Below are 21,930 nucleotides of genomic sequence, written 5' to 3' on the forward strand. Positions count from 1 at the left end.
TGATCCGCCGCTAGGCGGACACTTCGATGCGCGCTGCGCCGGCGACCATCTCGCCGATCACCGCCGCGCGCGCAAAGCCCTGCGCCCGGAACGTCGCGAGGACTTCGGCTTCGAGTTCCGGCGCACAGGCGACCAGCAGGCCGCCACTCGTTTGCGGGTCGGTCAGCAGCGCCCGCTCGACGTCGCCGAGACCGGCGCCGAGTACGATGCTATCGCCATAACTCGTCCAGTTGCGACCGGAAGCGCCGGTGACGCAGCCGTCGGCAATGTACGCCGGCACGTTGGGCAGGATCGGCAGCGCCCGGTAATCGACGCGCGCGGTCAGGTTCGAGCCCTTGCAGATTTCAAGCAGATGCCCGAGCAGACCGAAGCCGGTGACGTCGGTCAGCGCATTGACACCGGCCAGCCCGCCGAGCGCCGTTCCCGGCGTGTTGAGCTGCGTCGTGCTGGCGATCATCGTCGCGTAATCCGCGTCCGCCAGACGCGACTTCTTGAAGGCAGCGCTGTAGATGCCGACACCGAGACCCTTGCCGAGAATCAGCTTGTCGCCGGCCTTGGCGCCGCTGTTGCGTTTGAGTTGCGCCGGATCGACGAGGCCGATGGCGACGAGGCCGTAGATCGGCTCAATCGAGTCGATCGTGTGCCCGCCGGCGATCGGAATACCGGCAGCGGCGCAGACCGACTCACCGCCCTCGAGGATGCGCCGGATCGTGTCCATCGGCAGCGTGCTGACCGGCATGCCGACGAGGCCGAGCGCGAAGAGCGGCGTACCGCCCATGGCGTAGACGTCGGAAATCGCGTTGGTCGCGGCGATGCGGCCGAAATCGAAGGGATCGTCGACGATCGGCATGAAGAAATCGGTCGTCGCGACGATCGCCTGACGCTCGTTGATCTGGTAGACCGCCGCGTCATCGGCTGTTTCGATGCCAACCAGCAATTGCGGCGGCACCACCGACTTGGCCGTCTTGGCGAGAATCTGTTCGAGCACGCCCGGCGCGATCTTGCAACCGCAGCCGCCACCGTGCGAGAGCGAGGTCAGGCGGATCGGCGCTTCTGTTTTTTCAGCGTTCGTTTCAGTCACCATTGCTGCCTCAGATCACGTCGAAACCGGCGCCTTCGATGGCGTCGCGAAACTGCGCCATCCCGGCTTGCGCCGGATCGAAGACGATGCTGGCCTGCGCCTTTTCGAGCGAGACCTCGACCGCACTGACGCCCGGCAATGCCTGCAGCACGCCCGTGACATTCTTGACGCAGCCCTGGCAGCTCATGCCACCAACGCCGATCGTTGCTTGTTCCGTTGCCATGTCAAAACTCCTTCAGGAAGTTGAATCCGGGTGCCAGCGCTTGAGCAGGAGCGAATTCGAAACGACCGAGACCGAACTCATCGCCATCGCCGCGCCGGCCACCACCGGGTTGAGCATCCCGGCCGCCGCCAGCGGGATGCCGAGAATGTTGTAGATGAAGGCAAAGAAGAGATTTTGCCGGATTTTGCCGAGCGTCGCACGCGAGAGGCGGATGGCGTCGCCGACGCCGTGCAGGTCGCTGCGCACCAGCGTGATGTCGGCGACCTCGATCGCCGCATCCGACCCGGCGCCCATGGCAAAACTGACGTCCGCCGCCGCCAGCGCCGGCGCGTCGTTGATGCCGTCGCCGACCATGGCGACGAGGCGGCCGCCGGTCTTGAGCGCGTCGACCGCCGCCGACTTGTCGGCCGGCGAGATACCAGCACGGAAATCGTCGATACCGACCTGCGCCGCAATCGCCGCCGCCGTCCGCACGTTGTCGCCGGTCAGCATGACGACATGGACGCCGAGCGCCTTGAGCCGCGCCACCGCGTCGCGCGAGGTCTCGCGCACCGGATCGGCGATCGCCAGCAGCGCCAGCGCCATTGTGCCCTCGGCGAGGACGACGACAGTCTTGCCCTCCCCCTGGAGCGCGTCGATCTGCGCCGCCGGCAAGGCGATGCCGTCGAACCAGTCGGGCGCGCCAAGCCGCAGGCGCCGCCCGTCGATCGTCGCCTCGACGCCGCGACCCGGCACCGCGATGAATTCGCTTACCGCAGGCAAGGCGACGCTCTCCGCCGACGCGCACTGCAGCACGGCCTTGGCAAGCGGATGCTCCGACCCCTGCTCGAGCCCGGCGGCGAAGCGCAGCGCCTCCGGCCGATCCAGCGTCAGCGGCACGACGTCGGTGACAACCGGCTCGCCGCGCGTCAGCGTTCCGGTCTTGTCGACCGCGAGCACGCGGACTTTCTCGGCGAGTTCAAGCGCGGCGGCGTTCTTGACGAGGATGCCCGAGCGCGCGCCCTGGCCGGTGCCCACCATGATCGCCGTCGGTGTCGCGAGGCCAAGCGCGCAGGGACAGGCGATGACCAGCACGGCAACGGCATTGACGAGGGCGACGCTGAAGACGCCGCCCTGGCTCCACCAGAACGCGAAGGTCAGCGCCGCGATGGCGCAGACGACCGGCACGAAGATCGCCGAAATGCGGTCGGCCAAGCGTTGCACCGGCGCCTTCGACCCCTGCGCCTCGGCGACCAGCCGAATGATGCCGGCCAGCAAGGTATGTTCGCCGACGCCGGTAGCGCGGCAGCGCAGCATGCCTTCGCCGTTGGCCGTCGCGGCGAAGACGCGATCGCCGGCGCCCTTGGCCACCGGCATGCTCTCGCCGGTCAGCATCGCCTCGTTGACACTCGACGCGCCTTCGATGACCTCGCCATCGACCGGCAGGCTCTCGCCGGGACGAACGATGAAAATGTCGCCGGGAATCAGCAGCGCCGCATCGAGTTCGACCAGTTGCCCGTTGCGCTCGACCCGCGCCGTGCGCGGCTGCAGGCGCACCAGCGACTCGATCGCCGCCGTCGTGCGCGCCTTGGCGCGGGCCTCGAGCAGCTTGCCGAGCAGCACCAGGGTGATCACCGCCGCCGACGCCTCGAAATACACCGGCATGGCGTGATGGCCGATCAGCGTGACGATCAGGCTGAAGAAATAGGCGGCGCTGGTACCGAGCGCAACGAGCACGTCCATGTTGGCGCCGCCGCCGCGCAAGGCCTTCCAGCCGCCGTCGTAGAAACGCCAGCCGATCCAGAACTGCACCGGCGTCGCCAGCGCGAGCTGCAGCCAACGCGGCAGGAGATCCTGATGGCCGTGACCCGAGAGATCGAATCCGTTGAACATCGTCACCATCTGCGCCACCAGCGGCAAGGTCAGCGCGGCGGAAATCCAGAAACGCCGCAATTCCGCCTGATAGGCCGCAAGCTTGCGCGCCTTCTCTTCCTCGCGCGAACGGTCGTCGGCGACGCGCCCCTTGAAGCCGGCCTTCTCGATCGCCGCCAGGATCCTGGCGGTATCGACGACGCCCGGCACAATGCGCAGCCGGGCGCGTTCGGAGGCGAGATTGACCGCCGCCTCGACGCCAGGCAACCGGTTCAGCACTTTCTCGATGCGCGCCGCGCAGGCGGCGCAGGTCATGCCTTCGAGGCCGACTTCGAGCGTCTGCGGCGGCACGCTGAAGCCGGCTTTCTCGATCGCCGCCACCACCTGTGCCGGTGTCGTTCCATCCCCCGCCAGATCGACGCGTGCGCGTTCGGCCGCCAGGTTGACGCTGGCCTCGACACCGGGCAAGCGGTTCAGCACCTTCTCGATGCGCGCCGCGCAGGCGGCGCAGGTCATGCCGGCGATCGGTAAATCGATCCGGTTTGCCGCCGCGGCCGTGTTCTCATTCGTCATCGTCACATCCATTCACATTCATTCACATGCCGAGGCCGAGCGCATGGGCCCCGCCACGGACACCGATCAGCACCACCGCCAGCCCGACCGAGAACCGTACGACCGGCCGCGCCAGCATTTCGTTCAGGCGGGTCGCCAACAATCCTGCCAGCAGCAAGGCCGGCAGTGTGCCGAGCCCGAAGGCCAGCATCGTCGCCGCACCGCGCCAGGCCGAACCGGTGGTCAGCGCCGAGATCAGCGCGCTATAGACGAGGCCGCAGGGCAGCCAGCCCCAGAGCGCGCCGAGCGCCAGCGCCTGACCGAGCGTGCGCGCCGGCAGGAATCCCCGCGTCAGCGGCGCCACGCGCCGCCACAGATGCTGGCCGCCGCGCTCGATCCAGGCGAGACTGCGTGTCGCGCCCATCAGATAGAGACCGAGCAGGATCAGCATCAGGTTGGCGGCGATTGCCAGTCCGATGCGCAGCGGCCACTGCGCCGACAGCGCTGTGCCGGCCGCGTCGAGGCCGCCGCCGAGCACGCCGGCGAGCGCTCCGGCCGCCGCATAGCTGGCGATGCGACCGGCATTGTAGGCAAGATGCAGCACCGGCCGCACTGTGCCACCGAACGAGAGCGCGCCGACGATGCCGCCGCACATGCCGATGCAATGGCCACCGCCGAGCAGGCCGACCAGGAAAAGCGCGAGATAACCGGACTCAGGCATGAAACGCTGCAATGACGATCGGGAAAACCGGCAGTGTACTCCGGAAGCGCACGCGCGCGTCGGTCAGAAGAAGATGAGATGCAGGACGCCGCGCACCAGGATGCCGAAGGCCGCCCCCTTGATCGCCGGCACGGCGAAGGACGAGAAGCGCGGACCGGCCGAGACCAGCACCGCAAGCCCGACCGGATCGAGCGTGTTGATGGTGAAACCGGCGATACGGTTGAGGTCGAGCACGGTCAGCGTCCCGTCCTGCAGCATCGGCAAGGTGGTGCCCATCATCGCCGTGCCGCCGGCAAGATACTTGGTGACGATCGGCAGGACCGAGGCCGGCGCCACGCCGATCGCGCCAAACAATGGCCCGCACAGCGATTCCAGGAGGCCGATGGCGCCAACGGCCTTGAGCACGTTGACGAGCAGCACCGCCAACACCAGCACCGGCACGGCCTTCAGTACCAGCTGAAAGCCCTCTTCGCCGCCGGCGAGGATCATCTGGACGATGTTCTGGTTGCTGCGGCTGGCGTGGATTTCTTCCTCGGCCGGCAACTCGACGCTGTCGGCGAGATGCGCAGCGAAAAAGCGGTAGGTCAGCGCCGCCGAGACGAGTCCGCCGATCACCGAGGTCGCCATGACCACCGGCAGGTTGAGGCCGAAGGCCGACAACGGCAGCGTGGCGTTGGCCTGCGACATGCAGAGAATGGCGGCGAATCCGGCGGCGACCTTGCGGTCGGAAATCGCCGTGTCCTGGTCCATGATGCGGAAGGTCGACACGGGCGCGGCGAAGCTGACGAAGAGGATCTGGACGATGGCGAAGACGCCGAGCCCGGGAATGCCGAAGATCAGCAGCACCGGCGCGGCGAGGATGGCGACGCGGCGCAGCACGCCCTTCTGGTCGAGCACGCGCATGATCGCCATCATGAAGACCATGATCGGCATCAGGATGAAGAAGGCGAGTTCGAAGCCTTTTTGCCCGGAGGCGAAGAGAATCTTGAGGAATTCCTGCATGAAGCCTGTCTTTCGCGAAGTTGCGCCGGGCTCTAAGGCCATCGGCATGAGGCGCAAGAATGAGCCATTCGCGCCCGGCAGGCAAGCCTCGCTCCGGTACAATGGCGGCTTTTGCGCCTCGCCCCGATGCCGATGTCTTCACCCGAACCTGACGCTGCCCCGCCGCTCTCGGCGCTGGCGCTGACCACGCCGGTGGCGATGGGCTACATCCCGCTCGGCATTGTCTTCGGTTTTCTCTTCGTCCAGGCCGGCGGCGCCGGCTGGCTGGCCATCCTTACCAGCATCTTCGTCTATGCCGGCGCCTCGCAGTACATGATGATCCCGATGCTCGCCGCCGGCCTGCCGATCGGCACCATCGCGCTGGCGACGCTGGTCGTCAATCTGCGCCACGTCTTCTACGGCCTGTCGCTGCTCGACCGCTTTCCGGCGCGCGGTCCGCTGCGCGCGTACCTGATCTTCGCGCTGACCGACGAAACCTTCTCGCTGCTGACGACGCTGCCGGCCAGCACGCCGCCGCGCCGGCTGGCGCTCGTCGCCGCGCTCAACCACTTCTGGTGGGTGCTGGGCAGCAGCATCGGCGCGCTCGTCGGCGCCCAGGCACGCCTCACGCTCGCCGGCCTCGATTTCTGCCTCGCCGCGCTTTTCGCCGTGCTGACGGTCGAACAATGGCGCAGCAAACAGAGTCCGGCGCCGCTCTGGATCGCCCTCGGCGCCTATGCCATCGTCACCGTGCTGGCGCCCTCGCACGCGCTGCTGCTGGCGATTGCCCTGAGCGTGCTCGGCGGCGTCTTCTGGCAGTCGCGCGCCAACCCCGCCACGGAGGCCGCCGATGATTGACGAACGCACCGCCCTCGCGGTCATTGCTGCAATGACCGCCGTCACCTTCGCGCTGCGCGCGCTGCCCTTCGTCGCGACGCGCTGGCTGCAACGCCACGCCATCGTCCGCCGCCTCGGTCAGTTCCTGCCGCTGGCGATCATGACCTTGCTGGTCGTCCATGCGGCGGCCGGCGCTGCGCGCGAACACGCCGCCGGTCCCTGGTTCGAACTGGTCTCGATCGCCATCGTCGTCGTCCTGCAATGGACGCGCCGCAACGCGCTGCTCAGCATCGCCGTCGGCACCGCCGTCTACGTCGCGCTGCGCAATTTCGCCTGAGACCGCCGCTCAGCGCGGCGCCGACAGCGCCGCATCCCAGCGACTGAGGAAAAGCTCGCGCTTCATCTTGTCGAGATAGGTGAGCAGACCGGTGCTGATCACCACCGGTCGCAAGGCCGAGCCCATCTGGCGCCGCAGTTCGGCGACCGAGTGATCGCCGGCAGGCACATCCTCGCGCACCGAGAACAACCCGACCCGATTGATCATCGCCTGCCCGCGCTGCGACAGGAGATAGTCGATCCAGCGGCGCGCCGCTTGCGGATGCGGCGCCTGCCGGTTGATGAAGGCGATGCGGCTCAGCACCAGCGTGTAATCCCTGGGCAGCAGCAGGCCGATGTTCGGATCGACCGCCGCGCGGTTCATCGCGTAGGACAAAAGCACGTTGTAGCCTAGCGCGGCGCGACCGACCGACAGGTGTTCGAGCATCTCGGCCGTCGACGGTTCGAGGATCACCCCGGTGCGGCCGAACGCGCGGATCAGGTTCCAGAAGGCCACCGGATTGGCTTCCATGTCCTGCGTATGCAGCAGGTAGCCCAGGCCGGAACCGCGCGGATCGTAGGAAGCGACGCGCAGGCCGCGCTGCGGCGAACGTTCGAGAAAGCGGACGAGTTCGGCGTGGGTGCGCGGCACCGCGTCGGCCGCCAGGCGTTTCGTGTTGTAGGCGAAGACCACCGGCTCGAAAGTGACGCCGAAAGCTTCGCCCTTCCAGATCGCCCAGGCCGGCAAGGCCGCCGTCTCGGCCGACTGGTAAGGCGCGGCATAACCGTCGTTGACCAGCTTGAACTGGAGATTCATCGCCGAACTCCAGAGCACGTCGGCCTGCCGGGCGCTGCCAAATTCGCTGAGAAAACGTTCGTGCAGTTCGCCGGAATTGAGGTCGTGATACTCGACCCGGATATCCGGATGCAGCGCCTGGAAATCGGCGACCAGCGGTTCGACGACTTGCCGGTCGGTTGCCGCATACAGTACCATCGGCTCCGCCGCGACCGCGCCGGCGACCAGACACAGCGCCGCCAGCGCGCGCCGCAGCCAGTCGATCATCATGGGCGATTTCATTCCCTGCAGGCCGGTCGTCATGTCGTATTCTTTGCGTCGAAACCCCGAATCGCCGTCATTCTAGTCCAAGCTCCCGTCATTGCCGAAAAACCGGACATCCCATGCGCCTCCTGCTCGTTGAAGATCATGCCGAACTCGCCGTCTGGGTCGCCAAGTCGCTGCGCCAGTCGGGCTTCGTCGTCGACGTCATCGACCGCGGCGACCACGCCGCCACGGCCCTGCTCACGCAAGGCTATGACCTCGCCATCCTCGACCTGTCGCTGCCCGGCATGGACGGGCTAGAAATCCTGCAACGCATCCGTCATCAGGAACGCACCGCCCAGCTGCCGGTGCTGATCCTGACCGCGCGCGGTACCGCAGAAGACCGCGTCCGCGGCCTCAACCTCGGCGCCGACGACTACCTGCCGAAGCCCTTCGAACTCTCCGAACTCGAAGCCCGCGTCCGTGCCCTGCTGCGGCGCAGCCACCAACAGGCGCCAGTCGTCCGTCTCGGCCCGCTGGCGTTCGACACGACGACGCGGATGGTCGCCGTCAACGAGCGCCCGTTGGCGCTGACCAAGCGCGAACTCGCCGTGCTCGAGGCGCTGCTGGCGCGCAAGGGCAAGCCGGTGACGCGCGACGCGTTGTTCGAAAAGGTCTTCGGTTTCGACGACGACGCCCAGCCGGAAAGCATCGAACTCTACATCCATCGCCTGCGCAAGAAACTCGACGGCACCGGCGTCGCCGTCACAACGCTGCGCGGCCTCGGTTACCTCGTCTCGGAAGAAGGCGCCGGTGCGGCCTGAAACCACACCCGCCAGCCTGCGCCAGCGGCTGGCCTGGTGGATGATCCCGGCCTGGGCGGTGATCCTGACGGTCACCGCCGTCTGGTCGTACAAGAGCGCGATGAGCGCCGTCAACCACGCCTACGACCGGTCGCTCACCACCGCCATCAAGGCGATCGCCGAAAACACCCACGCCACCGAAGGGCGGGTCATCGCCGACATTCCCTATTCGGCGATGGACCTCTTCGACGACGAAGTCCAGGAACGCATCTTCTACGCCATCATCGGCGCCGACGGCAAGCTGCTGACCGGCTACGAGGACCTTGTGCCGCCGCCCCTGCTGCGCCTCTCCGGCGAACCGGCAACAACCGACTCGCGCTTCCGCGACCATGACGTGCGGCTGGCAGCGATGAAGAAGCGCCTCTTCGATCCGGAACTCGAAAACGGCGACACCGTCACCATCGTCTTCGCCGAAACGATCGAGGCACGCACGCACCTCGCGCTGCAACTCTTCTTCGGGGGGCTGCGCTGGCAGATCCTGCTGATCGTCTCCTGCGGCGTTCTCATCGTCTTCGCCCTCTCGCGGACGTTCCGGCCGCTGCTCGCCCTCTGCGAATCGATCCGCAAACGCGACGCCGAGGACCTCACGCCGGTGCCCGAAGGTGGCGTGCCGTCCGAAGTCCTGCCGCTAATCGCGGCGATCAACGTCCATATCGGCCGGCTCGGCCGCATGCTCGAAGCGCGTCGCCGTTTTCTCGCCGACGCCGCCCACCAGATCCGCACGCCGCTCGCCGTGCTCGGCGCCCAGGCCGAATACGGCGAACGCCAGGCTGATCCGGAGGAAATGCGCCAGACGCTGTCGAGCATGCGCAACAGCATCCAGAGCACCAAGCGCATGGCCAACCAGATGCTGACGCTGGCACGCGCAGAACAGGCCAACGGTCTGATCCAGGAACACAGCCGGATCGACCTCGTCGACCTGGTGCGCGAGGTGACCGGCGATTTCGCCCTGCTCGCCCTCGACCGCCAGATCGAACTCGCCTTCGAGAACGACACGCCGCGCATCGACTTCGACGGCAGCCCGGTGATGCTGCGCGAGATGGTCTCCAACCTCGTCGATAACGCCCTGCGCTACACGCCGGCCGGCGGCCACGTCACCGTCATGCTGCGAGGCGATGCCGAGGGCATCGGGTTGCGCGTCTGCGACGACGGTCCCGGCATCGCGCCGGCCGAACGCGAAGCGGTGTTCAAGCGCTTCTACCGCATCCTCGGCAGCGGCAACAGCGAAGGCAGCGGCCTCGGTCTCTCGATCGTGCGCGAAGTCTGCCTCGCCCACGGCGGCAGCATCCGCCTCGACGACGGCCCGTCGGGCCGCGGACTCTGCGTCGACATCCGCCTGAAAGCCGATTGAAAGCAAGACACCGTTTAATGGCGGTGTCGTTCAAACACATCCTCAGGAGGGAACCATGCTGATTGTCATCGGCGCGATCGTCGTCGCCATCACCGTCTATCTGATGGTCAAACAATACGAAACCCGCCTCGTGCTCTTCGGCGCCGGCATGTTCCTGGCACTCTGCGCCGGCGAGCCCATGGCACCGTTCAAGGCCTTCTCGCACGCCATGCAGGAAAACAAGCTCTTCGAGGCGATCATCGCCGTCATGGGCTTTGCCATGGTGATGAAGCTGACGCAATGCGACCAGCATCTCATCCAGTCGCTCGTCAAGCCGCTGCGCAAGGCCGGTCCGCTGCTGATTCCGGGCGCAACGCTGGTGACCTTCTTCATCAACACCTCGATCACCAGCTCGGCCGGCTGCTCGGCCGCGGTCGGTTCGATCCTGATCCCGATCATGCTCGCCGCCGGCGTGCACCCGGCCATCGCTGCCGCCGCCATCTACGCCGGCACCTACGGCGCCATCTTCAACCCCGGCTACGCCCAGGTCGCGCTGGTCGCCGAAGTGGCCAAAGCCTCGAACATGGAAGTCGTCTCGAACCACTTCATGACCATGCTTGCCACCGGCATGATCGGCGCTTTCTCGCTGCTCGTCGTCGCGCTGCTGCTCAAGGAAAACAAGGGCTACGTCGTGCCGAGCGACAAGCAACTGCCGGCCGACTTCAGCGTCCATCCGGTCAAGGCCCTCGTCCCGCTGATTCCGCTCGTGCTCCTGCTGCTCGGCAGCTTCGGCCTCGTCCCGGCGCTCAAGCAGCTCGCCATCTCCCACGCGATGATCATCGGCGTCTTCGTCGCCTTCGCCGTCACCCGCACCAATCCGCAGAAGATCTCGAAGGAATTCTGGCACGGCGCCGGAGACTCCTTCGGCCATGTCTTCGGCATCATCATCTGCGCGCTCGTCTTCGTCTCCGGCTTGAAATCGGTCGGCATGATCCAGGCGATGACCGACGCCATGGTGCACACCCCGGCAATCGCCAAGATCAGCGCCACCTTCGGCCCCTTCATCCTCGGCGTTCTGAGCGGTTCCGGCGATGCCGCCGCCGTCGCCTTCAACCGTGCCGTAACGCCGGAAGCCGCAAAGTTCGGCCTTTCCGCCATCGACATGGGCAGCGCTGCGGCGATTGCCGGCGCGCTCGGCCGCAGCATGTCGCCGATCGCCGGCGGCATGGTCATCTGCGCCGGATTCGCCGGATGCTCGCCGCTCGAATCGGCCAAGCGCAACGCGCCTGGCATGTTCATCGCCTGCTGTGTCACCATGTGGATGATGCTCTACAAATAAGAGCCTATTTCGGTAGGGATCGTGGGCCGCGCCGGCGGCCCTTCGGGTTGCCGACAGGGGCGGTGTCTGCGGCGTTGCTCCGCTTGCGCATGGAACAACCATGCGCTGCGCCTCGCGCCTTGCATCCATCCGCCCCTATCGACAACGCGGCCCGCGAGCCCCGCCGAAATAGGCTCTAAGCCCCCATTGCCCGATCGAAAAGGAATCACGATGGCCTGGAATCCCGAGCAATACCTGAAGTTTTCGCAACCGCGCTTCCGCCCGGCGCAGGACCTGCTGGCGCGCGTCACGGCCGACGCACCGCAGACCGTCGTCGATCTCGGCTGCGGTGCCGGTAACGTCACCCAGATGCTGGCCGGTCGCTGGAACTCGGCGCGCATCACCGGCATCGACAGTTCGGCGGAGATGATCGCCGAGGCCGCCAAGCTGCCGGGCAATATCGCCTGGCAGGAGCAAAGCATCGCCGCCTGGCAGGCCGACGCGCCGGTCGATGTGATCTACTCGAACGCCGCGCTGCACTGGCTCGGCGATCACGCGACGCTGTTCCCCCAACTGATGCGGCAACTCGCGCCCGGCGGCACGCTGGCCGTGCAGATGCCGCGCAACTTCGGCGCGCCCTCGCACACGCTGATCTGGGAAACCGTGGCCGCTCAGGCCTGGAAGGGCGATTTCGGTCATATTCCGCGTAATTCGCCGGTGGCCGAACCGCGCTTCTATTACGAATGCATCGCCCCGGCGGCGGCGCGCATCGACATCTGGGAGACCGAGTACCTGCAGGTACTCGAAGGCAAGGACCCGGTCAAGGAATGGACCAAGGGCACCTGGCTCAAGCAGTTCCTCGATGCGCTCGATCCGGCCGAACGCGCCGACTTCGAGGAAGACTATGCCAAGCGCCTGCGCGCGGCCTATCCGACGCTGCCCGACGGTAAGACGCTCTTCCCCTTCCGTCGCCTGTTCATCGTCGCCACTCGCGCCTAACGACTCGGAAATAGCACCGGCACCGGCCTGCAGCGCTGGTGCCGCCTTAAGCGCTTATTTCGGTAGAGCTCACGAGCCGCGCCGCCTTGTTGCGGGAGGCAGCGCAAAAAGAGGCTCTATATCACCTTGGAATAACGCTTGTTCTCGCGATCGGCACGCAGACGCCGATCGAAGACCATCGAAATGGCGCGGATCAGCATCCTTCCCGGCGGCAGCACGACCAGGCGCTCCTCCTCGAGGCGCACCAGGCCGGCCTGAACCATCTCGTCGAGCGCAGCGATCTCGGTGGCGAAATAGGACTTGAACTCGAGCCCGTGGGCGCGTTCGACCGCCGGGAACGACAACTCGAAGTGGCACATCAGCGACTGGATGATCGAACGCCGGATGATGTCGTCAGCATCGAGTTCGATGCCTTTGAACACCGGCAGTTTCCCTTCGTCGAGCAGCCCGTAGTACTCGTCGAGCGTCTTGACGTTCTGGTAATAGGTCGGGCCGACCTTGCTGATCGACGAGATGCCGAAAGCCAGCATGTCGCAGTCCGAATGCGTCGAATAACCCTGGAAATTGCGGTGCAGGCGACGTTCGCGCTGGGCGACGGCGAGTTCGTCGTCGGGCTTGGCGAAGTGGTCCATGCCGATGAAGACATAGCCGGCCGCGGTCAGCTTGGAAATCGCCAGCGAAAGGATCTGCAGGCGCTGGTCGGCGCTCGGCATATCGCTTTCGAGGATGCGTCGCTGCGGTTTGAACAAGCTGGGAAGATGCGCGTAGTTGTAGATCGACAGGCGATCCGGACTCGCCGCCAGGACGCGATCGAGCGTCCGCTCGAAGCCCTCGACGCTCTGCCGTGGCAGGCCGTAGATCAGGTCGAGGCTGATCGACTTGAAGCCGTTGGCGCGCGCCGCATCGATCACGGCCATCGTCTCGGCTTCGCTCTGGATGCGGTTGATCGCTTCCTGCACGCGCTCGTCGAAATCCTGCACGCCGATGCTCATGCGGTTGAAACCGAGTTCGCCGAGCAAGGCGACGGTCGCGTGGTCGACCTTGCGCGGATCGACCTCGATCGAATACTCGCCGCCGTCGACCAACTGGAAGTGGCGCCGCGTGATCGCCATCAGCTGGCGCATCTCGTCGTGCGACAGGAAGGTCGGCGTACCGCCGCCCCAGTGCAACTGCTCGACGACGTTGTCGCCGTCGGCGAGGAAGCTCTGCTGCAGCGCGACTTCGCGCGCCAGATAGCGCAGGTACTTGGCCGAACGCCCGTGGTCCTTGGTGATGATCTTGTTGCAGGCACAGTAGTAACAGATCGTGCTGCAGAACGGGATGTGAAAATACAGCGACAACTGTTGTCGCGCACCGCCCGAATTGCGGTGCGACAGCCAGTGGCGGCAGATGTCGGGATTGAACTGGTCGGCGAAGCGGTCGGCCGTCGGATACGAGGTGTAACGCGGTCCGTTGATGTCGAAACGGCGGATCAGTTGCGGGTCGAAAACGACGTGGTCGGTCATGGCAGTCATGGCAGCAAGTTTAACCCAGAAGGCATGTCCCTCAACGCTTCTCGGCAATCATCAGGAAAACCGGATACTCGCGCACCGGCGTGCCCTTGGCAATCGAAAAAACGGTGGAGAAGCGGACTGCGCCAAACCCCGCCGCGACGAGCTGCCGTTCGAGCGCGGCCCGGTCAAACCCGTTGTGCACCGAAGGATCGTGCGCGTGGAACGAACCATCCTCGGCGTCGAGATCGGCAATGCAAAGCTGTCCGCCGACAGGGAGCGCCTCGGCAAACTGCGCCAGGATGCCATCGGTATCGGGCACGTGATGCAGCGTCATCAAGGAAAAGATCATGTCGACGCGTTCGCCCGCCAGGGTATCGGCCAAGCCGCCGGCGCCCACCTCAAGCAGCCGCGGCTCGAGACCGACCGCGTTCGACCCGGCAATCTTGCGCCGCAACACATCGAGCATTCCCGCCGAGGTGTCGGCCATTACAACAGCATCAAAACGGTCGCGCAGCGCGAAGCTCAGCAAGCCCGTCCCGCAGCCAAATTCGAGACCGCGCATGCCAGGCTGCCAACGGGCGCCGGCGTACATCGCCGCCGCCACCGCCTCGGCCCGCGCCGTCTTCATCGGATCCTCGTCCCAGGTCTCCGCCCGTGCATCGAAACTTGCCGCTTCAGCCACCATGCTGCCATTCCTCCGGTTCATTTTCGTTACAAAAAAGACAAAACGCCGCTAACACAGACCCGAAATGGGCGGCGTGGGTTTCATTTGAGCGGCGAATAACGGAAAATATCTCAGATTACGCCCGAAAGCACTTCCGGACCTCTTGATGACGCCCAGCGCCCAGAACCACTGCCAACGCCCCGATCGCCCACGCATCAGCTGCGTGGTCCCCGCACTCAACGAACACGATAATCTCGCCTTGCTTTTGCCGATGTTATCGGACTTGCTCGGAAAAATCGCCGGCGGCTGGGAAATCATCGTCATCGACGATGGCAGCACCGACGCCACACCGCAACTGCTCGCCGACTTCGCCACGAAGCCTGGCTTCCGTTATCTGCAACTGTCGCGTAATTTCGGCAAGGAAGCGGCGCTGACCGCCGGATTGAAAGTCGCCGACGGCGACGTCGTCGTCATTCTCGACGCCGACCTGCAACACCCGATCGAACTGATCCCCGCCATGCTTGAACGCTGGCACGCCGGTATCGACACCGTTTATGCGGTGCGCGAACATCGCGACGACGAGCGCTGGCTGAAGCGGGTCGGTTCGTCGATGTTCTACGGCATCCTCGGCAACGGCGGACGCTTCCGCATCCCGCCGAACGCCGGCGATTTCCGCCTGATGGACCGTCAGGTCGTCGACGCGCTGCTCCACCTGCCCGAGCGCACCCGTTTCATGAAGGGCCTGTACGCCTGGGTCGGCTTCAAGTCCGAACCGATCCTGTACGTCCCGGCCGAGCGACGCCACGGCCAGAGCAATTTCAGCCTCATCCGCCTGACCCGCTTCGCGCTCGACGGCATCACCGCCTTCTCGACCTGGCCGCTACGCTTCCTCACCGCCGTCGGCTGCCTCGTCGCCATCGCCTCGTTCGTCTACGGCAGTTACCTGATCGTCGACTATTCCGTAAACGGCAACCAGGTGTCGGGCTGGACGACGATCGTCACGGCAATGTTCTTCTTCGCCGGCATCAATACCATGGCGCTCGGCACGATCGGCGCCTACATCGCCTGCATCTTCGACGAAGTCAAGCAGCGCCCGCTCTACGTCGTGCGCCAGAATCTCGGACGATCGACCGGCGCCGACCCTCTCTGACGTACCGCCCATGTCGAAAATCGCTGCATTCCTGTCGTCGCTGACCGACGGCAACTCTCCCCGGCGCCTGCTCGCCACCCTCGCGCTCTGGCTCGTCGCCTTCGCCGGTATCCGCGCCCTGATGCTCCCGGACGAAGGTCGCTACGTCGGCGTCGCCTGGGAAATGGTGACCAACGGACAGTGGGACGTACCACGCCTCGACGGCCTGCCCTTCTTCCACAAGCCGCCGCTTTTCTACTGGCTGACGGCGCTCGGCCTCAAGCTTTTCGGCATCCACGACTGGAGCGCGCGCTTCGCCTCGATCCTCGCCGGCGTGCTGACGGCCGGTGGCCTCTATCTCTTCGCGCGCCGCCATCGCTCTGCCCGCGTCGCGGCGATGGCCAGCCTGATTCTCGTCACCTCGCCCTTCTTCTTCGCCGGATCGCAGTACGCGAACCTCGACATGCTCGTCGCCGGGATGATCTCGCTGACCATCCTCTCCGGTGCCAATGCCGTCCTCCGTCTCGAACAGGGCCTGCCCTACCGCGGCGCGCTCGCCGCAACCTACGCGCTGGCCGGACTCGGCGTCCTCGCCAAGGGCCTGATCGGCATCGTTCTGCCGGGCGGCGTCCTCTTTTTCTGGCTGCTCTGGCGGCGTGCCTGGCGTCCGCTCGTCAAGACCTTGTGGCCGGTCGGCCTGCTCGCTTTCGCGCTCGTCGCGCTGCCCTGGTTCTTCTGGATGCAGCACCTGTACCCGGGGTTCTACGACTACTTCTTCATCTACCACCACTTCCAGCGCTTCGCCGAAACCGGCTTCAACAACCAGCGTCCGCTCTGGTTCTACGTACCGATCCTCGTCGTCTTTGCGCTGCCCTGGACGATCGGCCTGACACGGCTGTTCAACCGCGCCTACTGGCAAGATGCGGCGCAAGCCCCGCTGCGCAGCCTGATGGCGATCTGGCTGATCGTCATCGTCGGTTTCTTCTCGCTGCCGAGTTCCAAACTCGTCGGCTATGTCCTGCCGGCGCTCGCCCCGCTCGCCTACCTGATCGCCGACCCCTTCGCCAACTGGCTCGAACGCGAACCGCAACGCGGCCGCACGCGCTTCCTCTGCTTGCTCGGCCTCGCGTCAGGCGCCTGTGTCACGCTGGTCGCCGTCATCGCCGTCGCTTACACCGTCAGCGCCAAGCCGCTCATTACCCCGGCACGCCCGGATTTCAATGCCGCGGCCGACGATGTCGCGATGATCGACTGGTACCAGTACGACCTGCCCTTCTACCTGCGCGCGCGCAAACCGGCCTGGGTGGTCAGCCGCTGGTCCGACCCCGACATCCCGAAACACGACAACTGGCGCAAGGAACTCTTCGATGCCGGAAAATTCGACGCCGCCGCCGGCACGGCTCAACTCATCGAGGAGGCGCAGTTCGTCGAACGTCTCTGCGCCCGCCAGACTGGCGCGATCTGGGTCTGGGGGCGGCCGCCATCGATGGAATTCGCCCTCTGGCTGAAAGACCTGCCGCCGGCCTTTTCCAACGCGCGTTACGCGCTGTGGCGGCTCACGCCCGATAACATCAGGACGCTGCCGGTGTGTGCCGGAAAGCCCACAGGCGGCTGACGACGAAAGTCAGGAAAGCGACGGCCACGAGAATCGCCGCGAGCAGAAGGTCGTAGCGGATCGAGGTCGCCTTGAGCAGCCAGGCATACGCGCATTCGTTGACCGCGAAGCCGCTCGCCGAAACGAGGAAGAAACGCCGCAGGGCGACCGCGAACGCCTGCTGCTGATGGCGAAAAGTCAGCCAGTAGTGCCCGCTGAATGAGACAATGAAAGCCACCAGCCAGCCCAGCACATTGGCGACCAACGGCGGCAGCGCGAGCAAGCTCACGCAACCAACCGCCGCCAGCCAGTGCGTCGCCGCAGCCGCACAACCGACCGCAACGAACCAGCCGACTTCCCAGAACATCTTCTTCATGCACGCATCCCCAAGCTCATCTTCTTCCGACGCAATCAAGCGCATCGCCGTCTGCGCCGACGATTTCGGCCTCAATGCCGACGTCGATGCCGGCATCATCGCACTGAGCGAACAAGGCCGGCTGACCGCCACCAGTTGTCTCACCACCGGGCCGACCTGGCCGACCAGCGCCGCGCGCCTGCGCGAGCTGCCGATCGATGCCGGACTGCATCTCAATTTCACCGAAGCCTTCGCCGGCGATGCGCCGCATCTGCCACTGTCGCTGCCGCTGCCGGCGCTGATCCGCGCATGTTACCTGCGCCGCCTGCCAAAGTCGCGTCTCGCCGAACAAATCGAACGTCAATGCGACGCTTTCGAACGTCATTACGGACGCGCCCCGGACTTCGTCGACGGCCATCAGCACGTGCACCAGTTGCCGATGATCCGCGACGCGCTGCTGCCAATTCTCGCCCGACGCTATGCCGGACAGCCGCTCTGGCTGCGCCGGACGGCGGCACCGGCAGCGCTGCCGGCCTTCCGGTTCAAGGCCTTTGTCATCGCAGCGCTCGGCAGCCGGCGCTTCGCCACGCTGGCGGAAGCGCAGGGATGGCGCCTGAACGGCCGGCTGCTCGGCGTCTATGATTTTTCTTCCGATGCCGACGGCTATGCGCACTTGCTGCGCGGCTGGCTGCAGGCGGCGAAGGACGGTGACCTCCTGATGTGTCACCCGGCAATCGCCGGGGCGGCGTTGACGCAGCCGCACCACGATGCGATCGCGGCGCAGCGCCCGGTGGAATTCGCCACCCTCGCCGACCCGCGCGTCGACGCCTGGCGCGCCACGGCCGGCGTCCGGCTTGTCCGTCTATCCGAGCTGCATTGAGGCCGGCGGCAGCGCGTCGAGCTTGCGCCGGTGCGCCGAATACACCTGCATGCCGGCGCGGAGATTGAGCGCCAGCCAGCCCTGCGCGACGATCAGCGCGATGCCGGCGGGATAGACGAGCGCCTCAGGCCAGACCGTCGCCAATGCCAGCAGCAGGCAGGCGACGCCATGCGCGCGCAACTGGCGGGTCATGGCCGCTTCGTCGATGATCTTCTTCATGTTCGGCGCCATCAGCCGGCCGCTGCCGAGATTCTGCAGATGCAGCCAGATGAGGAAGGGCACGATCTTGTAGAGCATGCCGGTGATCACCGAAACGAAAGCGCCGAAAATGACGAGCGTGCCAAACAGAAGCGGCCAGCCTTGCCATTCGCCGACCGTGTCGAATCCCACCGCCGCGCCCCAGAGCATGGCCGCCAGCAGCGTGCTGAGCATCGCCAGGCGCCAGAAATGCTGCGAGGGATCGAAGCGCGGGCGCTTGCTGCGCTGCTGCAGCCGCAGGGTTGCTGTGGCAAAAGCGGGCGGAAAGGCGACGACGACGGCTGCGGCCAGCGTCGCCCAGGGCCCCGGCCAGAACAGGTCGACCGCATTCCAGACCGCCAGCGCAGCCAATGCCAATACCATGAAGCGCGCGCCAAATACGTTCGGGTAATTCGGCGTTAACTGGAACATCGGCACGACGACGAGCGCCACCGCGGTGAGCAGCACCAGGCCCCAGCCAACAAAGCCCCAGGCCGCGTGATAATCGGCCACCTGCAGTAAAGGCAGCGAAAACGATCCGCCGAAGGACACAGCCATGGCGACGCCGAGCGCGACCGTCACGCTCAGTCCGACCAGCGCCAGCTTGAGGCCCGAGATCGTCGGACTGGTCGGCGGCACACCGCGCAAGGACGCTGCCGCGGCGACGATGAAAACCAGCGCGGCAAAGCCGAGGAAGGCAGAGGCAGCGGCAAACCAGTAGGGCGCGAAACTGAGGAAGGCGACGGCGAGAAACAAGGTGCCGATCGTCATCGCCGCATGCACGACCGCCGACACCCACAGCGGCCGCTCGAGATTGGCGCCGGCGACGACGGGAAGAATCTGCACCAATGCCCCCAGCATGACCTGCAGCATGAAGCCGACAGTCATCAGATGGACCACGGCGAGGATCGCCGGCGTCCAGCGCGAAGCCAGCGCGTCGGGCCCGCCCCACAGCAGGAGCGCACCGGCCAGCACGGCGAAGAGCGGCGCCGTCAGGAAAAAACGGAACGGCGCCGCCATCGGCGGCGACTGATCGTAAGACAGTAAAGCCTGCATCGCGAATTCAACCCAGGAATCTATGCCGCCGACTTATGCCATATCAGGACTTCGTAGCAACCGTCCGGCGCCTGCCGGGTCAGCCACTCGAACCCGTTGAGCGACAGCGCGCGGTAGAGCGGAAACGGCTCGCGACCGATCTGCAACATCACCTTCTCGCCCGGCGCGATCGCGTCGAGCGCCTCCATCGTCCGGACGAAAGGCTCCGGCGGTTCGAGTTCGCGTCCGTCGATGATACGGTCGGCCTGGGCGTCGCTCATGCTTGCCTCCTCGCTTACGGGTGCAATGTCGATTCAATGCGCGCCGACAAAGACGCATAGGCATCGCGCAAATGCTCGTCGCACATCGGATAGAGGATATTCTCCTCTTTCATGTTGTGCTGCTGCATCATGATCAATAGCGTTTCGGCATAGCCCGAATAGTCGACCGCATCGTGTTCGCGCAAGGCCGAAGCCGCCGCCTCGATCAATTCGCGCATTTGCGCGTGCTCGTTGCGCATCACCTGCGTCGGCCCCATGCGCATGCCGGTGCGCGCTTCGAATTCCGGGAACAGCAAGGACTCCTCGGCGGAAAAATGCGCCAGCATCGCCCGCTCATAGACGGCGAACGCCTGCGTTGCGCCGGCCCAATCGTCACGCCCGAGCGCCGATTCGACCGCGACGAAGCAATCGTCGCAATGGCGATGATCGCCGCTCATCAGTTCTCTGAATGTCATGGTCGTATCTCCTTTTTTACCCATCAACGAGGCTCATCTTGCCGCAAGGCGGAAGCAAATGAATTGACGAAGATCAAATCGGCCGCACTGCATTGTCATCGATCCGGACTTTGCCCTTCGCTTCAAAAGCGACCTATAGTGAAAGTACCAAGAACAACAAAGGAGCGCTCATGTTCAAGAACATTCTTGTTCCCACCGATGGTTCGCCGCTTTCGCAGGAAACCGTCAAACGCGCCATTTCGTTCGCCAAGGAAGCTGGCGCGAAAATCACGGCGTTCTATGCCAAACCGTCCTTCCCCGAATGCTTCTTCGGCGAAGGTGCGCTGGTAGACCCCGGTTCGCCGGAAAAATTCGCCTTGATGGCCGAAGAGGAAGCCTTGCGTATCCTCGACGAGGTCGAGTCCGGATGCCGCGAAGCGCAGGTGCCGTGCGAGACCTGCGCCGTCGAAAGCGACATTCCCTATGAAGCCATCATCGAAGTCGCGACGCAGCGCGACTGCGACCTGATTTTCATGTCATCGCACGGTCGCCGCGGCATCGGCGCGCTTCTGCTCGGCAGCGAAACCCACAAGGTGCTGACGCACTCGAAGATTCCGGTGCTGGTCTATCGCTAGCCACATGGCTCAGGAAGCGTGCTTGCGCAGATAGCGCGCTTCCTCGAACAGCGAGGCAATCTCCACCCGGATGATGCCGGGATCATCAGGCACGAGATAGAGCACCGGCGTCATCAATTCCTCGAAGATGCCGCGCAAGCTGCGTCCCCCGGCACGGTATTCGACCGCCAGTTCTGCGATCTGCTCGAAGACGCGCGGTGCGACGACGAGTTCGACACCGTCGGCCTGCAGCAGATCGGCATATTGCCGGTAGATCGAGTCCTTCGGTTCGCTGATGATGCGCACCAGCATGGCCTTGTCGAGATCGTCGAAGCGCGCGACGATCGGCAGACGGCCGGTGAATTCCGGAATCAGGCCGTATTCGGCAAGATCGGTCGGTTTGACGCGCCGGTTGAGACGATCCAGGATCGCCTGATTGTCGTTGGCCGAGGTGGCGATGAACCCGAAACCGCGCCGCTTCGCCATCAGTTCGTCGAGTCCGACGAAAGCGCCGCCGCAGATGAACAGGATGTTCGTCGTATCGATGCAGCGCCCGTCCTTCATCCTGACCGGCGCGCCTTCCATGATCTTGAGCAGCGCATGCTGGACGCTTTCGCCCGACGCGGCGCGCTGGAGACCCGGCGAGGCCTTCAATTTGTCGATTTCGTCGATGAAGACGATGCCGCACTGCGCCTTGCGCAGGTCGTCGCCGGCGCGTTCGAGCAGGCGCAGCAGGACCGCCTCGATTTCGTCATTGACATAGCGGGTCTGTGCCAGCGAGGTGGCGTCGGCGGTAACGAAAGGCACGCCGAGCATGCGCGACAGCGTCTCGCAGACGAGCGTCTTGCCCGTCCCCGAACTGCCGATCAGCAACACGTTGCTCTTGGCGGCGACGCTGCGGCGGGATGCCGCCGAGGCGATCTTGCGGTAGTGCGTATAGACCGCCACCGCCAGAATTTTCTTGGCATTCTCCTGGCCGATGACATACTGATCGAGATACCTGACGATGACGCTCGGCGTCACTTCCTTGGCCAGCATCCGCTTCTCCTCCCTGACGGTTTGTATTAGGGTGTATTCTCAATTAAGCGCAACGAACGCTTAATT

Annotated in this window: 23 protein-coding genes; 10 read left to right on the forward strand and 13 right to left on the reverse strand. The window is 65.3% G+C overall.

Annotation, left to right across the window (positions count from 1 at the left end; translation table 11 throughout):
• Window positions 1-10: 10 nt before the first annotated feature.
• The 5 genes from selD to BLR25_RS09500 form a co-directional block, all read right to left on the reverse strand.
• On the reverse strand, window positions 11-1,084 hold the full coding sequence (gene selD / locus BLR25_RS09480) for a selenide, water dikinase SelD (RefSeq protein WP_091936924.1): 1,074 nt from the start codon (window positions 1,082-1,084) through the stop codon (window positions 11-13).
• 7 nt (window positions 1,085-1,091) lie between these two features.
• Window positions 1,092-1,304, reverse strand: coding sequence for a heavy-metal-associated domain-containing protein (locus BLR25_RS09485; RefSeq protein WP_091936926.1), 213 nt, complete (start codon window positions 1,302-1,304; stop codon window positions 1,092-1,094).
• A 12-nt stretch (window positions 1,305-1,316) separates the two neighbouring features.
• The gene (locus tag BLR25_RS09490) at window positions 1,317-3,728 is read right to left on the reverse strand and encodes a heavy metal translocating P-type ATPase (protein ID WP_245715515.1); all 2,412 of its coding nucleotides are present in this window, start codon (window positions 3,726-3,728) and stop codon (window positions 1,317-1,319) included.
• Window positions 3,729-3,750: 22 nt separating this feature from the next.
• Window positions 3,751-4,428 (reverse strand): sulfite exporter TauE/SafE family protein, encoded by a 678-nt coding sequence (locus BLR25_RS09495; protein ID WP_091936928.1) that lies wholly within the window; start codon window positions 4,426-4,428, stop codon window positions 3,751-3,753.
• A gap of 63 nt (window positions 4,429-4,491) precedes the next feature.
• Window positions 4,492-5,430 (reverse strand): nucleoside recognition family protein, encoded by a 939-nt coding sequence (locus tag BLR25_RS09500; protein ID WP_091936930.1) that lies wholly within the window; start codon window positions 5,428-5,430, stop codon window positions 4,492-4,494.
• Window positions 5,431-5,562: 132 nt separating this feature from the next.
• On the opposite strand from BLR25_RS09500, the gene BLR25_RS09505 reads away from it, so the two are divergent.
• Both BLR25_RS09505 and BLR25_RS09510 read left to right on the forward strand, forming a co-directional pair.
• Complete coding sequence (locus BLR25_RS09505) at window positions 5,563-6,267, forward strand: AzlC family ABC transporter permease (protein ID WP_091937014.1); 705 nt, start codon at window positions 5,563-5,565, stop codon at window positions 6,265-6,267.
• Complete coding sequence (locus tag BLR25_RS09510) at window positions 6,260-6,583, forward strand: branched-chain amino acid transporter permease (protein ID WP_091936932.1); 324 nt, start codon at window positions 6,260-6,262, stop codon at window positions 6,581-6,583. The genes BLR25_RS09505 and BLR25_RS09510 overlap by 8 nt, the downstream gene beginning before the upstream one ends.
• A 9-nt stretch (window positions 6,584-6,592) precedes the next feature.
• On the opposite strand, the gene BLR25_RS09515 is transcribed toward BLR25_RS09510, so the two are convergent.
• Complete coding sequence (locus BLR25_RS09515; RefSeq protein WP_091936934.1) at window positions 6,593-7,660, reverse strand: ABC transporter substrate-binding protein; 1,068 nt, start codon at window positions 7,658-7,660, stop codon at window positions 6,593-6,595.
• 80 nt (window positions 7,661-7,740) lie between these two features.
• Between BLR25_RS09515 and BLR25_RS09520 the strand changes: the two genes are divergently transcribed.
• The 4 genes from BLR25_RS09520 to BLR25_RS09535 all read left to right on the forward strand — a co-directional run bounded on the left by BLR25_RS09520 (window position 7,741) and on the right by BLR25_RS09535 (window position 12,110).
• A complete protein-coding gene (locus BLR25_RS09520; RefSeq protein ID WP_091936936.1) occupies window positions 7,741-8,424 on the forward strand; it encodes a response regulator in 684 nt (227 codons plus the stop codon).
• Window positions 8,414-9,814 (forward strand): sensor histidine kinase, encoded by a 1,401-nt coding sequence (locus BLR25_RS09525; RefSeq protein WP_245715516.1) that lies wholly within the window; start codon window positions 8,414-8,416, stop codon window positions 9,812-9,814. The genes BLR25_RS09520 and BLR25_RS09525 overlap by 11 nt, the downstream gene beginning before the upstream one ends.
• Window positions 9,815-9,869: 55 nt before the next feature.
• Window positions 9,870-11,132: a C4-dicarboxylate transporter DcuC gene (gene dcuC / locus BLR25_RS09530; RefSeq protein ID WP_091936938.1), complete on the forward strand. Its 1,263-nt coding sequence runs from the start codon at window positions 9,870-9,872 to the stop codon at window positions 11,130-11,132.
• A 210-nt stretch (window positions 11,133-11,342) separates the two neighbouring features.
• Entirely contained in the window at window positions 11,343-12,110 is a 768-nt protein-coding gene (locus BLR25_RS09535) for a methyltransferase domain-containing protein (protein WP_091936940.1), read from the forward strand.
• A gap of 116 nt (window positions 12,111-12,226) precedes the next feature.
• Here BLR25_RS09535 and hemN read toward each other — a convergent pair whose 3' ends face one another.
• Together hemN and BLR25_RS09545 are read right to left on the reverse strand one after the other, a co-directional pair.
• Window positions 12,227-13,624, reverse strand: coding sequence for an oxygen-independent coproporphyrinogen III oxidase (hemN, locus tag BLR25_RS09540; RefSeq protein ID WP_091936942.1), 1,398 nt, complete (start codon window positions 13,622-13,624; stop codon window positions 12,227-12,229).
• A 31-nt stretch (window positions 13,625-13,655) separates the two neighbouring features.
• Window positions 13,656-14,288 (reverse strand): class I SAM-dependent DNA methyltransferase, encoded by a 633-nt coding sequence (locus BLR25_RS09545; RefSeq protein WP_091936944.1) that lies wholly within the window; start codon window positions 14,286-14,288, stop codon window positions 13,656-13,658.
• Between the two features lie 145 nt (window positions 14,289-14,433).
• Here BLR25_RS09545 and BLR25_RS09550 point away from each other — a divergent pair, with 145 nt between their 5' ends.
• Both BLR25_RS09550 and BLR25_RS09555 read left to right on the forward strand, forming a co-directional pair.
• Window positions 14,434-15,417, forward strand: a complete 984-nt coding sequence (locus BLR25_RS09550; protein WP_091936946.1) for a glycosyltransferase family 2 protein — start codon at window positions 14,434-14,436, stop codon at window positions 15,415-15,417.
• A 10-nt stretch (window positions 15,418-15,427) separates the two neighbouring features.
• Window positions 15,428-17,011: a glycosyltransferase family 39 protein gene (locus BLR25_RS09555; RefSeq protein ID WP_091936949.1), complete on the forward strand. Its 1,584-nt coding sequence runs from the start codon at window positions 15,428-15,430 to the stop codon at window positions 17,009-17,011.
• Here the strand turns inward: BLR25_RS09555 and BLR25_RS09560 are convergent.
• Window positions 16,968-17,366 carry a GtrA family protein gene (locus BLR25_RS09560; RefSeq protein WP_091936951.1) on the reverse strand — a complete coding sequence of 133 codons (399 nt, stop codon included), beginning with the start codon at window positions 17,364-17,366 and terminating at the stop codon, window positions 16,968-16,970. The two genes, BLR25_RS09555 and BLR25_RS09560, sit on opposite strands and share 44 nt — an antisense overlap.
• Here BLR25_RS09560 and BLR25_RS09565 point away from each other — a divergent pair.
• The gene (locus tag BLR25_RS09565) at window positions 17,365-18,225 is read left to right on the forward strand and encodes a ChbG/HpnK family deacetylase (RefSeq protein WP_091936953.1); all 861 of its coding nucleotides are present in this window, start codon (window positions 17,365-17,367) and stop codon (window positions 18,223-18,225) included. The two genes, BLR25_RS09560 and BLR25_RS09565, sit on opposite strands and share 2 nt — an antisense overlap.
• Here the strand turns inward: BLR25_RS09565 and BLR25_RS09570 are convergent.
• From BLR25_RS09570 to BLR25_RS09580, 3 genes are read right to left on the reverse strand one after another with little or no spacing between them, the layout of a single operon-like run.
• Window positions 18,208-19,518 (reverse strand): hypothetical protein, encoded by a 1,311-nt coding sequence (locus tag BLR25_RS09570; protein WP_091936955.1) that lies wholly within the window; start codon window positions 19,516-19,518, stop codon window positions 18,208-18,210. The genes BLR25_RS09565 and BLR25_RS09570 overlap by 18 nt on opposite strands.
• Before the next feature lie 20 nt (window positions 19,519-19,538).
• Window positions 19,539-19,778 (reverse strand): DUF2249 domain-containing protein, encoded by a 240-nt coding sequence (locus tag BLR25_RS09575; RefSeq protein WP_091936957.1) that lies wholly within the window; start codon window positions 19,776-19,778, stop codon window positions 19,539-19,541.
• Between the two features lie 14 nt (window positions 19,779-19,792).
• Entirely contained in the window at window positions 19,793-20,233 is a 441-nt protein-coding gene (locus BLR25_RS09580) for a hemerythrin domain-containing protein (RefSeq protein WP_091937018.1), read from the reverse strand.
• Window positions 20,234-20,403: 170 nt separating this feature from the next.
• On the opposite strand from BLR25_RS09580, the gene BLR25_RS09585 reads away from it, so the two are divergent.
• Complete coding sequence (locus BLR25_RS09585) at window positions 20,404-20,847, forward strand: universal stress protein (protein WP_091937020.1); 444 nt, start codon at window positions 20,404-20,406, stop codon at window positions 20,845-20,847.
• A gap of 9 nt (window positions 20,848-20,856) precedes the next feature.
• Here the strand turns inward: BLR25_RS09585 and BLR25_RS09590 are convergent, their stop codons facing one another.
• The gene (locus BLR25_RS09590) at window positions 20,857-21,864 is read right to left on the reverse strand and encodes an AAA family ATPase (protein WP_091936958.1); all 1,008 of its coding nucleotides are present in this window, start codon (window positions 21,862-21,864) and stop codon (window positions 20,857-20,859) included.
• Window positions 21,865-21,930 lie beyond the last annotated feature (66 nt).

The organism is Propionivibrio dicarboxylicus, assembly GCF_900099695.1.
GTDB classification, from domain to species: Bacteria; Pseudomonadota; Gammaproteobacteria; order Burkholderiales; family Rhodocyclaceae; genus Propionivibrio; species Propionivibrio dicarboxylicus.

Excerpts from the sequence above, each read along its gene's own strand:
- selD (WP_091936924.1), bottom strand. The coding sequence starts at position 1,084 with ATGGTGACTGAAACGAACGCTGAAAAAACAGAAGCGCCGATCCGCCTG.
- BLR25_RS09485 (WP_091936926.1), bottom strand. The coding sequence starts at position 1,304 with ATGGCAACGGAACAAGCAACGATCGGCGTTGGTGGCATGAGCTGCCAG.
- BLR25_RS09490 (WP_245715515.1), bottom strand. The coding sequence starts at position 3,728 with ATGACGAATGAGAACACGGCCGCGGCGGCAAACCGGATCGATTTACCG.
- BLR25_RS09495 (WP_091936928.1), bottom strand. The coding sequence starts at position 4,428 with ATGCCTGAGTCCGGTTATCTCGCGCTTTTCCTGGTCGGCCTGCTCGGC.
- BLR25_RS09500 (WP_091936930.1), bottom strand. The coding sequence starts at position 5,430 with ATGCAGGAATTCCTCAAGATTCTCTTCGCCTCCGGGCAAAAAGGCTTC.
- BLR25_RS09505 (WP_091937014.1), top strand. The coding sequence starts at position 5,563 with ATGTCTTCACCCGAACCTGACGCTGCCCCGCCGCTCTCGGCGCTGGCG.
- BLR25_RS09510 (WP_091936932.1), top strand. The coding sequence starts at position 6,260 with ATGATTGACGAACGCACCGCCCTCGCGGTCATTGCTGCAATGACCGCC.
- BLR25_RS09515 (WP_091936934.1), bottom strand. The coding sequence starts at position 7,660 with ATGACGACCGGCCTGCAGGGAATGAAATCGCCCATGATGATCGACTGG.
- BLR25_RS09520 (WP_091936936.1), top strand. The coding sequence starts at position 7,741 with ATGCGCCTCCTGCTCGTTGAAGATCATGCCGAACTCGCCGTCTGGGTC.
- dcuC (WP_091936938.1), top strand. The coding sequence starts at position 9,870 with ATGCTGATTGTCATCGGCGCGATCGTCGTCGCCATCACCGTCTATCTG.
- BLR25_RS09535 (WP_091936940.1), top strand. The coding sequence starts at position 11,343 with ATGGCCTGGAATCCCGAGCAATACCTGAAGTTTTCGCAACCGCGCTTC.
- hemN (WP_091936942.1), bottom strand. The coding sequence starts at position 13,624 with ATGACTGCCATGACCGACCACGTCGTTTTCGACCCGCAACTGATCCGC.
- BLR25_RS09545 (WP_091936944.1), bottom strand. The coding sequence starts at position 14,288 with ATGGTGGCTGAAGCGGCAAGTTTCGATGCACGGGCGGAGACCTGGGAC.
- BLR25_RS09550 (WP_091936946.1), top strand. The coding sequence starts at position 14,434 with ATGACGCCCAGCGCCCAGAACCACTGCCAACGCCCCGATCGCCCACGC.
- BLR25_RS09555 (WP_091936949.1), top strand. The coding sequence starts at position 15,428 with ATGTCGAAAATCGCTGCATTCCTGTCGTCGCTGACCGACGGCAACTCT.
- BLR25_RS09565 (WP_091936953.1), top strand. The coding sequence starts at position 17,365 with ATGCACGCATCCCCAAGCTCATCTTCTTCCGACGCAATCAAGCGCATC.
- BLR25_RS09560 (WP_091936951.1), bottom strand. The coding sequence starts at position 17,366 with ATGAAGAAGATGTTCTGGGAAGTCGGCTGGTTCGTTGCGGTCGGTTGT.
- BLR25_RS09570 (WP_091936955.1), bottom strand. The coding sequence starts at position 19,518 with ATGCAGGCTTTACTGTCTTACGATCAGTCGCCGCCGATGGCGGCGCCG.
- BLR25_RS09575 (WP_091936957.1), bottom strand. The coding sequence starts at position 19,778 with ATGAGCGACGCCCAGGCCGACCGTATCATCGACGGACGCGAACTCGAA.
- BLR25_RS09580 (WP_091937018.1), bottom strand. The coding sequence starts at position 20,233 with ATGACATTCAGAGAACTGATGAGCGGCGATCATCGCCATTGCGACGAT.
- BLR25_RS09585 (WP_091937020.1), top strand. The coding sequence starts at position 20,404 with ATGTTCAAGAACATTCTTGTTCCCACCGATGGTTCGCCGCTTTCGCAG.
- BLR25_RS09590 (WP_091936958.1), bottom strand. The coding sequence starts at position 21,864 with ATGCTGGCCAAGGAAGTGACGCCGAGCGTCATCGTCAGGTATCTCGAT.